General features: G+C 70.4%; 15 protein-coding genes. 11 read left to right on the forward strand and 4 right to left on the reverse strand.

The genetic code is table 11. From position 1 onward, the window contains the following. Nucleotides 1-65 precede the first annotated feature (65 nt). The 3 genes from RC1_RS20170 (at nucleotide 66) to RC1_RS12355 (ending at nucleotide 4,573) form a co-directional block, all read left to right on the forward strand. A complete protein-coding gene (locus RC1_RS20170) occupies nucleotides 66-1,655 on the forward strand; it encodes a glycosyl hydrolase family 28-related protein (protein WP_012567734.1) in 1,590 nt (529 codons plus the stop codon). A 192-nt stretch (nucleotides 1,656-1,847) separates the two neighbouring features. Beyond that, nucleotides 1,848-3,203 (forward strand): oligosaccharide repeat unit polymerase, encoded by a 1,356-nt coding sequence (locus RC1_RS21780; RefSeq protein ID WP_012567735.1) that lies wholly within the window; start codon nucleotides 1,848-1,850, stop codon nucleotides 3,201-3,203. Between the two features lie 101 nt (nucleotides 3,204-3,304). After that, nucleotides 3,305-4,573 (forward strand): OpgC family protein, encoded by a 1,269-nt coding sequence (locus tag RC1_RS12355; protein ID WP_012567736.1) that lies wholly within the window; start codon nucleotides 3,305-3,307, stop codon nucleotides 4,571-4,573. Between the two features lie 113 nt (nucleotides 4,574-4,686). On the opposite strand, the gene RC1_RS12360 is transcribed toward RC1_RS12355, so the two are convergent. Genes RC1_RS12360 through RC1_RS12370 form a run of 3 tightly spaced genes read right to left on the reverse strand, consistent with a single transcriptional unit; the run spans nucleotide 4,687 to nucleotide 7,776 of the window. Continuing rightward, nucleotides 4,687-5,550 (reverse strand): efflux RND transporter periplasmic adaptor subunit, encoded by an 864-nt coding sequence (locus RC1_RS12360; RefSeq protein WP_012567737.1) that lies wholly within the window; start codon nucleotides 5,548-5,550, stop codon nucleotides 4,687-4,689. Continuing rightward, complete coding sequence (locus RC1_RS12365; RefSeq protein WP_012567738.1) at nucleotides 5,547-5,762, reverse strand: DUF1656 domain-containing protein; 216 nt, start codon at nucleotides 5,760-5,762, stop codon at nucleotides 5,547-5,549. The genes RC1_RS12360 and RC1_RS12365 overlap by 4 nt, the downstream gene beginning before the upstream one ends. Beyond that, a complete protein-coding gene (locus RC1_RS12370; protein WP_234703775.1) occupies nucleotides 5,752-7,776 on the reverse strand; it encodes an FUSC family protein in 2,025 nt (674 codons plus the stop codon). The genes RC1_RS12365 and RC1_RS12370 overlap by 11 nt, the downstream gene beginning before the upstream one ends. A gap of 167 nt (nucleotides 7,777-7,943) precedes the next feature. Here RC1_RS12370 and RC1_RS12375 point away from each other — a divergent pair, with 167 nt between their 5' ends. From RC1_RS12375 to RC1_RS12385, 3 genes are all read left to right on the forward strand, one after another. Beyond that, nucleotides 7,944-8,759: an AraC family transcriptional regulator gene (locus RC1_RS12375; protein ID WP_012567740.1), complete on the forward strand. Its 816-nt coding sequence runs from the start codon at nucleotides 7,944-7,946 to the stop codon at nucleotides 8,757-8,759. Nucleotides 8,760-9,036: 277 nt separating this feature from the next. Next, nucleotides 9,037-9,699 carry a TetR/AcrR family transcriptional regulator gene (locus RC1_RS12380; RefSeq protein ID WP_012567742.1) on the forward strand — a complete coding sequence of 221 codons (663 nt, stop codon included), beginning with the start codon at nucleotides 9,037-9,039 and terminating at the stop codon, nucleotides 9,697-9,699. Next, on the forward strand, nucleotides 9,696-10,622 hold the full coding sequence (locus RC1_RS12385) for a cation diffusion facilitator family transporter (protein ID WP_012567743.1): 927 nt from the start codon (nucleotides 9,696-9,698) through the stop codon (nucleotides 10,620-10,622). The genes RC1_RS12380 and RC1_RS12385 overlap by 4 nt, the downstream gene beginning before the upstream one ends. Nucleotides 10,623-10,683: 61 nt before the next feature. On the opposite strand, the gene RC1_RS12390 is transcribed toward RC1_RS12385, so the two are convergent. Further along, nucleotides 10,684-11,403, reverse strand: coding sequence for an RluA family pseudouridine synthase (locus tag RC1_RS12390; protein ID WP_012567744.1), 720 nt, complete (start codon nucleotides 11,401-11,403; stop codon nucleotides 10,684-10,686). A 222-nt stretch (nucleotides 11,404-11,625) separates the two neighbouring features. Here RC1_RS12390 and RC1_RS12395 point away from each other — a divergent pair, with 222 nt between their 5' ends. From RC1_RS12395 to RC1_RS12415, 5 genes are all read left to right on the forward strand, one after another. Next, the gene (locus RC1_RS12395; protein ID WP_012567745.1) at nucleotides 11,626-12,372 is read left to right on the forward strand and encodes a 2OG-Fe(II) oxygenase; all 747 of its coding nucleotides are present in this window, start codon (nucleotides 11,626-11,628) and stop codon (nucleotides 12,370-12,372) included. Between the two features lie 150 nt (nucleotides 12,373-12,522). Then, a complete protein-coding gene (locus tag RC1_RS20175) occupies nucleotides 12,523-13,056 on the forward strand; it encodes a DUF4398 domain-containing protein (protein ID WP_012567746.1) in 534 nt (177 codons plus the stop codon). 58 nt (nucleotides 13,057-13,114) lie between these two features. Further along, complete coding sequence (locus RC1_RS12405; RefSeq protein WP_012567747.1) at nucleotides 13,115-13,960, forward strand: OmpA family protein; 846 nt, start codon at nucleotides 13,115-13,117, stop codon at nucleotides 13,958-13,960. Between the two features lie 174 nt (nucleotides 13,961-14,134). Next, the gene (locus RC1_RS12410; protein WP_012567748.1) at nucleotides 14,135-14,752 is read left to right on the forward strand and encodes a response regulator; all 618 of its coding nucleotides are present in this window, start codon (nucleotides 14,135-14,137) and stop codon (nucleotides 14,750-14,752) included. Beyond that, nucleotides 14,742-15,215 carry a histidine kinase gene (locus RC1_RS12415; RefSeq protein ID WP_148213443.1) on the forward strand — a complete coding sequence of 158 codons (474 nt, stop codon included), beginning with the start codon at nucleotides 14,742-14,744 and terminating at the stop codon, nucleotides 15,213-15,215. The genes RC1_RS12410 and RC1_RS12415 overlap by 11 nt, the downstream gene beginning before the upstream one ends. Nucleotides 15,216-15,230 lie beyond the last annotated feature (15 nt).

Raw genomic sequence — 15,230 nt, forward strand, 5'->3', positions numbered from 1 at the left:
GGTTCCCCGGCCTCTCCGGCCGGGGCGCGCCGGCTCCCCCGCGATAACGGATCAGGACCGACGCAATGGCAACGCAGGTTTCCATCACCGATTTCGGCGCCCGCGGCGACGGGCGCACCGACAACAAGGTCGCCATCCAGAAGGCGCTCGACCACGCCAAGACCACCGGCAAGACGGTCTACGTTCCCGAAGGAACCTTCCTGCACAAGGGCATGCTGCACGCCGACGGCGTGGATCTGGTGGGGGCCGGGGCGAAGTCCGTCCTCAAGGCGGTCGGCGCGTCCTCCAGCTTCGACGACCAGACGGTGCGCCTGTCCGGCAGCGGCGGCTCGATCCGCAACCTGACGCTGGACAGCGACGCCACCAGCCGCGGCTATACCGGCGACAGCACGAAGATCTGGGTGACCGGCGCCCGCGACTGGGTGATCGACCATGTCACCATCAACAACTCCTTCGGGGCCGGCATCCTGGTCGGCTACGGCGCCTCGGACGGGCGCATCAGCAACAACACGGTGCGCAGCACCAACGCCGACTCCATCCACATCTCCCAGGCATCGCACGACATCGTGGTCAGCGGGAACCGGGTGTCGGGCGGCGGCGACGACGGCATCGCCGTCGTCAGCTACATGAGGAACGGCGCGCCTGTGCGCGACATCACCATCACCGGCAACACCGTCACGGACAATCTCTGGGGCCGCAACATCTCGGTGGTGGGCGGCGAGGACGTGACCATCCGGGACAACCATGTCGAGGGCAACAAGGCCGGGCGGGCCGGGATCTATCTCGCCTCCGAACCCGCCTACGACACCTTCGGCGTCCGCAACGTCACGGTCGAGAAGAACCACGTCGAGAATGTCGGCGGCTGGAACACCGGCCAGGGGGCGATCACCCTGTTCAGCGGCACCGGGCGGATGCTGGAGGACATCGTCATCCGCGGCAACGGGATCGTGGACGCGGTGAAGGACGGCATCCTGCTGCGCGGCCGCGCCATCGACGATGTGCGGCTGGAGAACAATCTGATCGAAAGCCCCGGCAACAAGCCCGTCGTCATCCTGGACCGCGTCGGCGACGTGGTGCAGAGCGGCACGGTCGGCAGCCGCGGCGCCTGGAAGGGCGAGGCCGGCCCGTCGGCCGGCAGTCCCCAGAACAGCAGTCCCCAGAACAGCAGACCCCTGGACAGCAGCCCTGCGGACGGGAAGCCCGCGCCCGACACCGATCCGGCGGTTCCGGCGCGGGACAAGGCCCCCGGCCCGGCCGACGGCGGTGGCACCACGGTCAAGGTCTACGCTGCCGGCAACAGCTACAGGGGCGATGCCGAGTTCCGCCTGCTGGCGGACGGGCAGCAGGTCGGCGCGGTGCAGGACGTCACCACCCAGCGCGGCACGGGCTGGCAGGTCTTCACCTTCGATCTGGGGGATGGCGATCTGGGGGACGGCGATCTGGGAGATGGCGGCCTGCCGGACCGGCTCTCCATCCAGTACGCCAACGATCTCTACGGCGGGCCGGGAAAGGACCGCAACCTGGAGATCGACCGGATCGAGATCGACGGCACCGTGATCGATCCGGGCAAGGCCGGCCGGATGTTCTGCAACGGCATCCTGCATGTCGATCTGGACTCCATCGGCCTGGTCGGGGTGGACGCCGCCGCGGCCTGACCGCACACCCGCCGACGCGCCCCGCCCGGCCGGCTCCCTGGCCGGCCGGTGCCGGGCGGCGCGGTCTGGGTAGTCCCTCCGGTCCCGGGGCGGCCCTGGTGGCCGACCCCGGGAACCCGCCTTGCTGCACCCGCGTTCCGCCCCCCGGTGACCGTCCCCGCGGGCGGTGCCCGTTGCCAGCGAGCGCGAGAGATGCAGGCGCCCACATTCCCCGCAGCGGCCCCCAGGGCAGCCCGCAACAGCCCGGCCGGCATCCTGCTGCCCGGTGCCGACGGCCGGCCCGTGGCGAACGTCGGCAACCCGGCCTACGCCGTGGCCGCGTTCCTGATGCTGACCCTGCTGCCCTACCTGGTCCCCATGGAGTACATGGAGATCGTGAAGATGGTGGGGCCGCTGGAGCATCTGCTGACCTGCCTCGTCCTGGCCGGCCTGCTGCTGGGGGCCTATGCGCTCTACACCGCGGTGCTGGACCCGCGCTTCGATCCGCGGCCGGAACGGCTGGAGGCGCCGTTCCGCGACACGCTCTACCTGTTCATGCGCATCCTGATCTGGGTCGCGGTCGTCGCCAACGTCGGCATCCTGGCCTGGTGCATCCCGCATTACAGCGGCTCGATCTTCTCCATGAAGGCGGCCATGGCCGACCTGGGCGGGGTGAACATCCTCAGCCAGTCCTACCTGTTCGCCATCGGGCCGTTCCTCTACCTCTCGCTGGCGCGGCAGCGGCCGTACCGGCGCGAGCTGCTCTGGCTGGCGGTGGTGCTGGCCGTGCGCGCCTTCCTGCTGGCCGAACGGCTGGCGCTGATGGAGTTCGCGGTGGTGGCGCTGGTCAGCCTCGCGCTGCTGCGGCAGATGCTGATTCCGCTGACCCGTCTGGTGCTGATCGGGGTCGCGGTGCCGGTCCTGTTCGTCACGGCGGAGATCTTCCGCAGCTTCTACGCCAAGTTCGTCCGCGATACCGGCTGGGGGCACCTGGATCTGGGCTTCATCCTGCAATGGAACCTGGAGCGTCTGGCGCTCTACTACACGGACGTGACGAACAAATTCTATTTCATGCTGAAGGAGCAGTACTTCTACACCACGGAGTTCTATCTGCGCGGCCTGCGCAGCATCGGCGCGCGCTTCGGCCTCGCGGAGGAGGAGGCCCAGAGCCAGATCAACATCCTGATCGAGCAGTACGATGTCGGCAACGAGGAGATGACCAACCCCGGCGGGCTGGCCGTGCTGCTGTCGGATTTCGGCTGGTGGGGGGCGGGTGTGCTGGCGCTGCTGGTGACGCTGCTGTTCCTGACCCATCTGCGGGCCAGCCGCGGGCATCTGGTCTCGCTGGCGGTCTATCCGGTGCTGTTCCTGACCATGGTGGAGCTGCCGCGCTTCGTCTACCTCTACTCCTCGCGCTGCATCACCCCGTTCGTGCTGTTCCTGCTCGCCTGGATCGCTGCGCGCCTGATCTCCCAGGACGCCCGGTTCCAGCCTTCCGCGCCGCGCGCGCCAGCACCGGGCGCCCCAGTACCGGGCGCGTCTGCGGCGCCCGGCAGCCTGGGCGCCTAGCGCGCCGCCGCCCCCCGACGGGGGCACCCCCGGGGCCGCCCGCGGCGCTGTCGCGGCCCGGCAGTCCGACGCCCAACTCCGATGTCCACAAGGATGGCCGCATGCCGCGCTATGTCCTGATCGACGGTTTCCGGGGCTTCTTCCTGGTCTTCATGCTGATCAACCACCTGAACGGCACGATCCCGCTGCCGTTCGCGGCGGTGAACCACGCCAAGCTGGGTTTCGTGGAGGACGCGCAGGGCTTCGTGCTGCTGTCCGGCGTCGTCTCCGGGCTGTTCTACGGCGGGCTGGCCCTGAAGAAGGGCGACGCCCTGATGCGGACGCGCATCCGTGACCGGGTGCTGACGATCCTGCGCTACCATGCCTGGGTGCTGCTGGCCGTCGCCGTGCTGATCCTGGCGACGGGCAGCGCCGCCTGGGAGACGATGGCGCCCCTGTTCTACCGCGACTTCGACGTGGCGGTGGCGTCGGCCGGGACGCTGCTCTACCAGCCGACCTTCATGGACATCCTGCCGATGTACATGATCTATCTGGCCCTGACCCCGGCCATGATCGCCCTGATGCGGTCGGGGCGGACGCTGGAACTGCTGGCCGGCAGCGTGCTGCTCTGGATGCTGGCACAGACCGGCCTGCCGGGCGCGCTCGCCTCCCTGGCCGAAGGGGCCGTCCGGCTGGCGGTGCCGGCCTTCGAGATCCGCTGGGGCTTCGACCCGCTGGGCTGGCAGGTGCTGTTCGTCTTCGGCGTCTGGGTCGGCTTCGGCATGACCTCGGGCCGGATCGACCCGGCCGCCTGGGTGCGGACCCACTGCCGCGGCCTGTTCCTGCTGCTGGCCGGGGGGGCGGTGTTCTTCCTGGCCGCCAAGCTGGTGTTCAAGCTGGAACTGCTGGGACCGGACTTCAGCGAGACCTTCGGCGGCAGCTTCGTCCGCTTCCACTTCAGCGTCCTGCATGTGGTGAACTTCCTGGTCTATCTCGGGCTCGTGCTCTGGCTGCTGATCCTGGGACCGGAGTCGCACTGGGCGCCGGTCCGCGCCCTTGCCCGGCTGATGGACCGCTTCTTCCGCCTGCCCTGGCTGGTGTTCCTGGGGCAGCACTCGCTTCAGGTCTACGCCTGGCATGTGCTGGTCGTGTATCTGGCGGCCTGGCTGGTCACCTGGACGGGGGACCCCGGTCCCGTGGCGGCCAGCGGGATCGGCCTCCTGGCGCTGGCGTCGCTGACGCTGCCGGCCTGGCTGCATGCCCGCTCGCGCGGGCCGAAACGCCCGGCGCCGGCCGCCACGACAGCCCCCAAGGTGGCTCCGGCGGGGCAGGCGGCGGCCCCGCTCCCCGCCGGCATGGTGCCGGACGGCAGGCTGGCAGACGGGGGCTGAGGGGCGGGGGCTGAGGGGCCGGGGGCTGAAGAACAGGCCGCGGGGCTGCTCCCACTCCCCTGCGGGCATCCAGCTCCGGCGGCTTTCATCTGCCTGCCGGTTTCTTCAGCCTTTCAGGGGATGATCTCGACCGTCGCTGTCATCCCTGCCGCCAGTTCCACGTCGGAAGGCATCTGGTCGATATGGATGCGGACCGGAATGCGCTGGGCAAGACGGACCCAGGAGAATGTCGCCGCCACATCGGGCAGGCCGAGATGACCCGGCGCGTCGTTGCTGTTCTCGATACCCCGGCCGATACTTTCGACATGGCCGGTCACCGGCCGGTCAAAGCCCATCAGCATGATCCGCGCCGGGCTTCCGACGCGGATCATGTGGATCTTTGTCTCCTCGAAATAGCCGGTGATCCAGAAGCTGGATGCGGCGAGGATGGCGACCCTGGTCGTGCCCGCCGTCGCGTAGTCGCCGGGCCGAAGCCTCAGATTGGTGACATAACCGTCGACCGGCGAACGGATCGTTGAACGGGCAAGGTCGAGCCGGGCCAGATCGAGGGCGGCAACCGCTGCCTGATAAGCCGCACCGGCCACCGCTGCCGCCCCGCTGGATTGCTGCAAGGCTTCCTGTGAAACGACGTTCCTGAGCTGGCTGCGCCGACGCGCCGTCGCCTGACTGACGATCATCTCCTGACGTCTGGCTTCGAGGTCGGCCTCCGCCAACGCCACGGCCAGCCGCAGCCGCTCGGGGTCGATCTCGTAGAGAATATCGCCCCGTCTGACATACTGATTGTCGGCCACAGGCACGGAGCGGATCGTACCGGAGACTTCCGGCGCGATCTGTATGACATCCGCGCCGACCCGTCCGTCGCGGGTCCACGGCGTTCGCTCGTACTGGCGCCAGGCCCCGACGGCGACGAAGGCGGCGATGGCGACCACGCCCAGAGTCAGGGCATAGCGGCCGAGCAGAAGCAGGAAAGGTTTCACGACATCAGTCCGGTCAGTGGCAGGTACCGCGTGAGCAGGCCGTAGAGGATGAGGAAGGTGGCGACCTCGACGAGCGGCCGAAACGCGAACAGGCGGGAGATGCCGGTGGCGGTGCAGACGCGCATCAATGCCATGGTGGTGATCAGCGCGATGAACCCGAGCACCACCAGACCGGGGACGAAGACGCCGCCGACAGTCAGATCAACGATCATGAGCCGTATTCTCCTTGCTTGCCGTGCCACCGGCACCGAGGGCGAAGCGGAGGTCGATGAGCAGATCGACCGTCCGCGACCGGCTGCTGTGTGCCCCGTCGCCCATCATCGCCATGAGTGTTTCAATGCGCTGATCGAGGTCGACGAGATCGGCCGGATCTGTCGGCTTTCCGGCGCGAAAGCACGCGGCGATCGCGGACAGAAGCGCGCCGACCGCCGCGCCGGCCTCGCCCGTGGTCCGGGGGATCGTCTTGCGGAGCCGGCCGGCGGCATGCCCGATGCGGAGATGGCGCAGCGTATCGTCAAGGACGTCCGCATCGGCTTGCCCGGACGCCCGCAGCCGTGGCAGCAGCAAGGCCGTCCGGTCGATCATCAGGCTTGTCCAGTGCGCCTCGTTCGGCGCAGCGCCCCGGGCGCGGCGACCGACATCCCGTCGGCTGACGCGAAGCAGCCGATGGATCGCCACGGGCGCCGGTACGGTCTGGAACAGGGACATGCTGACCGCCGCGAACCCGACCGCCGCAAAGAGCGCGATCACGGTGTTGAGCGAGGCGGCGAAGTCGCCTGTGTAACTGGTGCCCAGTTCCGAGAGGATCGGAATGGTGAGGGTGATGCCCATTGCCATGAATGTCGTCGGCGGTCGCGCCTGCAGCGAGCCGGCGAACAGGAAGGCCGGGGCAAGGACCGCCACAAGAACGCCGAAGTCCGTGACCTGGGGAAGGACGACGAAACTGTAGACGAGGCTGATCAGCACCCCGTAGATCGAGCCGACGATGTATTTGACGACAAAGGGCACCGGCGCGTCGAAGGTGCCGAACAGGGTGCAGCAGACGCCGAGAATGGAGACGGCCGTTCCGCCCTCCGGCCAGGCCGATCCTATCCAGAAGGCGCAGCCGCCGAGGATGCCGACGATGCAGCCCAGCGCGGCACGGGCCGCCATCCACGGATCGCGGTGATAGACGTATCCCCTTGCCCGCGCCGGCCCGTGCAGCGATGCCGCCCTCCGGGCGTGCCACCGGGCGGTCATGCCCTGCCCGAGCCTGTCGCAGTCATGCAGCAGCCCGATCATTTCGGCCAGGTGGCCGGCGAGATTGGCGCCGATGATCCCGCCGGGCGGTGCTGCCCCCGCGGCCAACTGTTTCTGGACCGCCCGTGCCCGCCCCATCAGCCGGGCGGCCGTCTCGCCGTCATCCGCATCCGTGGTGTCAATCCAGGCCCGGACAGCACCGACCAATGCGCTCAGGTCATCCTCGCCCGTGCCGATGCCGAGACGATGCACCCTGTCTTCGATGTCCGCCGTCAGGGGAAGCAGCCGGGCCAGCCGGTCATGGATAAGCTGCAGCGTCCTGCGCCGCGGCGTCACCGGAGCGGGATCATAGGGCAGATGCGTCGCCAGCCCCTGAAGCGTCAGAAGGTCGAGGGAAAGCTGCCGGCGGTCTGTGCGGTTGTCTTCCGGCGTTCCCGTCAGCGCGTCGCCGGCCAGCCGGCGGGCATCCCGCAGCGTCGCCGCGAGCTTGCCGGTGAACTGGCCCGTCATCGGCTTCGGCAGGACGTACCGGTGGATCAGGGCCGCGCAGAGAATCCCGATGGAAATCTCCTGGACGCGCAGGGAGGCCGTATCGAAAACCGCAGCGGGATCAAGCACGCCGGGAAAGCCGATCAGGCTTGCCGTGTAACCTGAAAGAACGAAGGCATAGGCGCGTGGGGTGCGGTCCAGCAGCGAGAAGAACAGGCACAGGCCGATCCAGCCAGCGAGGACAAGGCTGCACAGAACGGGGTCATTCACGAAATTCGGCACGATCGCCACCGTCGCGATCGCACCGATGAGCGTCCCGGCGAAGCGATACACACCCCGGCTGAGCGACGCCCCGGCCGATGTCTGGGACACGATATAGACGGTGACGATGGCCCAGAACGGCTTGGGCAGCCCGATGCGCAGCGACAGGTAATAGGCCAGCATCGCGGCGGCGAAGCTCTTGGCCGAAAAGAGGATCGCATCGGCATCGGCCCTCATGGCGGGCGTGCGCAGACGGTCCGGTCCCGCCCGCAGCACGGCTGCACAGGCCCTGGTCAGGCGGGGACAGAGGGGCGACGGCGTGTTCATGCCGCCGATTGTGAGTAATTTGCATGATCAATTAAATTCGGTATTCTGACAGGAAATCCCTGAAAACGGCCAATCACATGCCCGTCCTGTCGTCTGCCGTCGCCGTCTTCGATCCCGACCTCACGCTTCTGCCGGCCGTCGCCCACAAGCTCGATTTCGCGGACCATGGGGCGGAAGTGCCGGTGCATGTGCATCGCAAGGGACAGTTGATCCTGGCCCTGCACGGCGCCGTCACCTGTACGGCGGGCAATGAGGTCTGGGTCGTGCCGCCCCGGTGCGGGGTGTGGATTCCGGGCGGCGTGCCCCACAGCGCCCGCGCGACCGCCAATGCGCGGCTCACCTATCTGTTCGTGGAACCGGGGGCGGCAAGACTGCCGGAGAGCAGTTGCACGCTGTCGATTTCATCAATGATCCAGGAAATGGTCGAGCGCCTGGCGCGCGAGCGCGCGGATTACACGGCCGACAGCCATGCCGCCCGGCTGGCCCGCGTGCTGCTGGATGAACTCGCGGAAATGCCTCAGGAGCGGCTCAATCTGCCGATTTCCGGCAATCCGAAGATCCGGGCGATTGCCGATGCCCTGACGGCCGATCCTGCGGACCGCAGCACCTTGAGAGATTGGGCGAAGCGGGTGGCGATGAGTGAACGGTCATTGGCGCGTCTGTTCATCCGCGAGACGGGACTGACGTTCGGGCGCTGGCGGCAGCAACTTCACCTGGTTGTCGCCCTGCGGGAACTGGCGCGGGGTGAGACGGTGCAGAATGTCGCTGCCGGACTGGGGTACGAATCGGTCAACGCCTTCATCACGATGTTCAAGAAGGCCCTGGGGAGCACGCCCGCCCAGTATTTCGCGCACCGGAATTCCCCCCACCCTGCGGGCATGACCGCTGACTGACGGCAGAGAATCCCAGGGCGCGTGATCCGTGATCCGCTTCCCCCGTCCGCGACGGGGGCGGAGGGGGAAAATCGAATGCCGGCGGCGTTCGATCCGGGATGCCCCGGCCCCCTGACGCCGGTCTTCACACGCACCTTCCCTGCCCGCTTGTCGCAGGGCGGTTGACGCCGGGCCGGCAGCCCCCATCTCTACGCCGTAGAAATTCTACGGTGTAGAGTTCCGCGGGCGGCAGGTCGATGCGTCTCCCCCCGGACGATCCCGGACAGGAGACGGACAGATGTCGGAGAAGCGGGGCGCCGAAACGCGGGCCCTGTCGCGCGAGGCCATCGTCGCGGCGGCGATCACCCTGATGGAACGGACCGGCGAGGCCGGCTTCAGCCTGCGCAAGCTGGGGCTGCACATCGGCTGCGACGCCATGGCCGTGCTCTATCATTTCAAGTCCAAGGAGGGCCTGCTGCGGGCCATGGCGGACGCGCTGACGGCCCGGCTGCGCCCGGCCGAGCGGACGGCACCCTGGCAGGACCGGCTGCGCTGGCTGGCCCTGGAGTACCGCCGGGTCGCCCTGGAGCATCCGCGGACCTTCGCCCTGATGGGGCGGTTCTGGACGACCGGCCCGTCCGATGTGGTGCATGTGGAGATGGTCTACGGCGCGCTGGCGGAGGCGGGATTCCGCGGCCGGCAGCTTGTCGAGGCCGGGCACGGCTGGTACGCGGCCGTGATCGGGCTGGCGATCGCCGAAGCCGGGGGCTTCCTGCGCGCGCCCGGGGCGGAGGACATCGCCGAGATGGAGCGGCATCTGGATGACCGCTTCAGGCTCACCCGGCAGCTCCTGCCGGAGTTCCGCGGGCTGCGCTCGGACAGCAGCTACCGGATGACCGTGGATGCCCTCCTGGCCGGGTTGCGCCAGGCCGCGGAACCGCAGGGGAGGACCGGGGAATGAGGACCGAACAGGGCGTCCTGCGCCTTTCCATCGCCGTCACGATCCTGCTGGCGGGCATCGGCATCCTGTTCGGGCTGATGTCGGGCTCGTTCGCCATCGTCTTCGACGGCATCCATTCGCTGACGGACGCCAGCATGACCATCGTCGCGCTGCTGGTGGCGCGGCTGATCGCGTCCTCGACCGGGACCGGCCCGGTCAACGGGCGGCTGGTCGAACGCTTCACCATGGGCTTCTGGCATCTGGAGCCCATGGTCCTGGGGCTGAACGGCATCCTGCTGATGGGGGCCGCCACCTATGCCCTGATCACCGCCGTGAGCAGCCTGATGGAGGGCGGCCACGCGCTCGCCTTCGACCATGCGATCGCCTATGCCGCGATCACGCTGGCCATCGCCCTGGGGATGGCTGCCTATGCCACGCGGGCCAACCGGACCATCCGGTCCGCCTTCCTGGCGCTCGACGCCAAGGCCTGGCTGATGGCGGCCGGCCTCACGGCCGCGCTGCTGATCGCCTTCGTGATCGGCTATCTGGTCCAGGGCACGGACCTGGCCTGGATCTCGCCCTACATCGACCCGGTCGTGCTGGCGCTCATCTGTCTGGTGCTGATCCCGCTGCCGGCCGGCACGGTGAAGCAGGCCCTGGCCGACATCCTGCTGGTGACGCCGCCCGACCTGCGCCGGCAGGTCAATACGGTCGCCGAGGACATCGTGCAGCGCCACGGCTTCGTCTCCTTCCGGTCCTATGTCGCCCGCGTCGGGCGGGGCCGGCAGATCGAGCTGTACTTCATCGTGCCGCGGGACTGGCCGGCCCGCCGGCTGGAGGACTGGGACCGCCTGCGCGACGAGATCGGACAGGCGATCGGGGGCGAGGGACCCGACCGCTGGCTGACCATCGTCTTCACCACCGATCCGGAATGGACGGTGTGACGGGCCGCAGTCCGGGGGGCCGCAGTCCGCGGCCCGCGGTCCGGGGGGCGGGCGGAAGGGCTCAGCCCTCGCCCGGCCAGCCGCAGGCGGCCAGCGCCTCGCGCAGGTGGGGCGGAACCGGGGCGGTGACGGCGACGGCGGGCTTCGTCGCGTAGACGGGGACGGAGATGGCCCGGCTGTGCAGGTGCAGCGGCTCCGCCTCGTAGCGGCCGCCATAGACGGGATCGCCCAGCACCGGGCAGCCCATGGCGGCGCAGTGGGCGCGGATCTGGTGGGTGCGGCCGGTGCGCGGGTGCAGCTCCAGCCAGGCCAGATCGCCGATCTTCGGCAGGCTGCCGCGGCCCATCACCCGCCAGTCGGTGACCGCCTCCTGCGCCTCGGGCGTGCCGGGGGGCAGGGCGATCATCTTCCAGCCACGGCGGGCGTCGGTGCGCTTGAGCAGGGCCTTGTCGATGGTGCCGGCATCGCCCTCGGGGCCGCCGCGCACGACGGCCCAGTAGGTCTTGCCGATGCGCCCGTCCTGGAACAGCAGGCCCAGCTTGCGCAGCGCCTTGGGATGCCGGCCCAGCACGAGGCAGCCGGAGGTGTCGCGGTCCAGCCGGTGCGCCAGCGCCGGCGGCCGCGGCAGGCCGAAGCGCAGATGCTCGAAGTAGCGTTCCAGGTTGTCCGCCCCGTGGCGGGAGCCGGGCCCGCCATGCACGGCGATGCCGGCGGGCTTGTCCAGGATCAGCATCAGCCCGTCGCGGTAGAGCAGCCGGGCCTGGATTTCCTCGGGCGTCATGGTTCCTCGGGCGTCTGGCGGTCCCGGCAGGGCGGGCGCTTCCGCTGTACCCCGCCGGCCCGCCCCGCCGCAACCGGAACCGTGCCGGCCCTGCCCGTCCCGCGGCTGCTCCCCCGCGGACCCGGCGGAAACGGGGGCGGACCTATGGCCGCCCATGCCTGCCGCGTGCAGCGGCCTCGACGGTTTCGCCCGCCGCGGCTATCGTGCCGCTGGAGGTGGCCCATGACAGACCCCGTCCCGACCCCCGAAGGCAGCGCGATCCGGCTGGCCGGGCGGCCCGACCTGGAGGCGCTGACCGCCGCCTTCGCCCGCGACGGGCGCGTGCGCGTGCCCGGCGTGCTGGCGGGTGACGGGGCCGACCGCCTGCACGAGACGCTGCTGACCCGGGTGCCCTGGCACCTGTTCTTCAATGACGGGCCGCAGCTCGCCCTGCTGGACGGGGCGCAGATGCAGGCGCTGGGGCCGCAGGGGCAGCAGCAGCTCCTGGCCGGGGTGCTGGAGCGGGCGCGCGGCCGGATGCAGTTCCTCTACAGCAGCTTTCCCTATGTCGCGGCGATGCGGGCGGGCCAGCCGGTGCCGCCGCTGCTGGCCGCCGCCTTCGCCTTCCTGAACAGCCCGGCGGTGCTGGATCTGGTGCGCCGGATCAGCGGCGATCCCGCCATCCGGCAGGCGGATTCCCAGGCCGCCCTCTATGCGCCGGGGCATTTCCTGACCCGTCACAGCGACGGCAACGGCCCCGGCGAGGACCGCCGCGTCGCCTATGTCCTGAACCTGAGCCGGGACTGGCGGGCCGACTGGGGCGGCCAGCTCCAGTTCCTTTCCGAGGCGGGAGAGGTGGTGGAGTCCTGGGTGCCCGGCTTCAACCTGCTGGGCCTGTTCCGGGTGCCGGTGCCGCATCTGGTCACCCAGGTCAGCGCCTTCGCCGGCGGCCCGCGGCTGTCGCTGACCGGCTGGTTCCGGGCGGACTGAGCGCACCCCCGGACGGTGGGGTGGGCGCCCCGTCCGGGGTAGCTCGGAACCTTTTGCCCCCGGCGGCGGTTGCAGACGGCGACATCGGGCAGCCTCCCGGCGGCGCGCGGCCGCCGTTCGAGACGGCTGCCGACCAGACCGGAGCCGCCGATGACCCGTCCGCCCCTTCCCCTCTCCCCTTCCGTCTCCGCCACCCCCCGCCGGCGCGTTGCCCGTCTGGCAGGACCGCTGACGGCGGTGCTGCTGCTGGCGGCCTGCTCCTCCACCCCGGACACGCCACCGCCCAGCCTGTCGGCGGCGCAGGCGGCGATCCAGGGCGTGGACCCGCAGACGGTGAACCGCCACGCGCCGGTGGAGATGCAGCAGGCCCGCGAACGGCTGGACCAGGCGCAGGCCGCCTGGCGCGACGAGCGCACCGAAGCCGCCTCCCGACTGGCCGAGGAGTCCCTCGCCATGGTCCGGCTGGCCCAGGCGCGCAGCAATGCGGCCGAGGCGCAGGCGGCGCGGGAAGACGTGGCCCGCACCATCCGGACGCTGGAGAGCGAGGTCGGGCTCGCCGCCGGCCGCCGCGCCCCGGCCGGGACCGGCACCATGGGGACCGGCGGCATGGGCGCCGGGGATACGGGAACCGGAAGCCCGGCCGGAAGCACGGGCGCCACCCCGGTGACGCCGCCCGGCCGCTGATCCGCGCCGAGCCATCCCCGCCCCACCCAGCCCAGCCCGACGACCGGAGATCCCCGCCATGACCACCCGCCCCGATCCGCGCCGCCTCTGCCGCCCGCTGCCGGCCGCCGCGGCCCTGCTGCTGCTGGCCGCCTGCGCGTCCGCGCCCGAGAACTACCCGCCGCTGGCGCGGGTGCAGCAGGAACTGGCCGATGCCCGCACCGAGAACGTCGCGGCACAGGCCCCCGTCGCCTTCCAGGAGGCCGAGCGCAGCGTGCAGCGGGCGCAGTCCCGTCTGGGCAGCGCCGGAGAGGCGGAGATGGAGCACCTGACCTATCTGGCCGAGGTGCGCCTGCAGACGGCGCGGGCCGAGGCCCAGGCCGCCCGCTTCCGGGAGGAGCGGCAGTCCCTGGTGGCACAGCGCGAATCGATCCTGCGCTCCGCCCGCGAGGACCAGCTCGCCCTCGCCCGCACGGTGGCGGAGGAGGACCGCCAGCGCATCCAGCAGCTCGAATCCCAGCTCCAGCAGTACCAGGCGCGGGAGACCGAGGCCGGCACCGTGCTGACGCTCAGCAACATCAACTTCGACCTGGACTCGGCCACCCTCTCGCCGGGCGACCGGCAGCGGCTGCGGCCGCTCGTGGAGTATCTGCGCAGCCAGCCGGACCGCGCCGTCCTGATCGAGGGGCATACCGATTCACAGGGCCCGGCCGCGTACAATGAGGAACTGTCGCAGCGCCGGGCCGAGGCCGTGCGCGACTTCCTGGTGGATCAGGGCATCCAGGCCGCGCGCATCACCACCCGCGGGCTGGGCGAAGGGGTGCCTGTCGCCAGCAACGAGACCCAGGCCGGCCGGTTGCAGAACCGCCGCATCGAGGTGACGGTGGAGAATCCGCCGCGGGCCGCTTCGGCAACAGGCGGCTGAGGCAGGCCGCCATCGCAGGCGGCTGAACCCCGCCCCGGCGCGGGAAAGCGCAACGGCACTTTCCCGCGATGATCTCCGCCGAGCGGAGAATTTCTACCATTATTCTATCCCATTCGGCTAAGCCCTGTGGTATGAAGGAAGCGTGACCACAACCTGTCCAGCCCCTTCGGAACCATGCGGCTGCTGATCGCGGACGACCACGACCTGCTCCGGGATGCGCTTCGATCGCATATCGAGCGGGCATCACCCGGAACCGAAGTGCTGGGGGTCGGCTCCGTCGATGCGGCGGTGACCGCCCTGGCCCGCCACCGCGGCATCGAGCTGGTCCTGCTGGACCTGCGGATGCCCGGCATGAACGGGCTGGAGGGTCTGGTGCGGCTGCGCACCAGCCACCCCGGCGTCAAGGTGGCGCTGATGTCCGGCGAGGCCTCGCCGGAGGATGTGCGCGCCGCCCTGGCCTTCGGCGCCGTCGGCTTCCTGCCCAAGACACTGCCCGGCACGGCGCTGGTGGAGGCGATCTCCCGCCTTGTCGCCGGCCAGACCTTCGTGCCGGAGGGGGCCGCCGCCCCCGAACCCGACTCCCAGCTCGCCGGTGGCGCCAGTTTCACCCGGCGCGAGCGCGAGGTTCTGGATTTCCTCCTCAAGGGCTGCTCCAACAAGGAGATCGCCCGGGCGCTGAGCCTGGAGGAAGTGACGGTGAAGCTGCATGTGCGCGGCCTCTGCCGCAAGCTGGGTGCCAAGAACCGCACCCAGGCCGCCATGCGAGCGGTGGAGATGGGCCTTGCCCGCTGATCGTCCCCCTTCGGTGCGGCACGACCTGCTGAACCACCTGAACGCCATCATGGGCTATGCCCTGCTGCTGGTCGAGGATCTGCCCGAAGGGCCGGAGCGCGACTTCGCGCGCCGCATCCGGCAGGCCGCGGGGGAGGCCCTGACGCTGGCCGACGGCCTGCCGCGGGAGCGGGGCCGGACCTGCCCGCGCCTGCTGCTGGTCGATCCCGCCGGCGATGCACTGGCCACGGCGCTGGAGCAGCGCGGCTGGGAGGTCACGCCGGCCGCCACCGCGGCGGAAGCCGCGACCGCCCTGAAGGCCGCCCCCGGCGCCTGGCAGGTGGTGCTGGCCGCCCCGCGTCAGGCCCGCAGCGCCGCCCTGGCGAAGGTGCTGGGCGGCACGCCCCTGGCCGAACGCTGCGACGGCGAGGCAGAGGATGCGCTGGCTGCCCGCCTGACGGAGCTGCTCTCCCGCAAGGGCTGATCCCGCCGGACTGCC

The sequence above is a fragment of the Rhodospirillum centenum SW genome (assembly GCF_000016185.1).
In the GTDB taxonomy this organism is placed as follows: Bacteria; Pseudomonadota; Alphaproteobacteria; order Azospirillales; family Azospirillaceae; genus Rhodocista; species Rhodocista centena.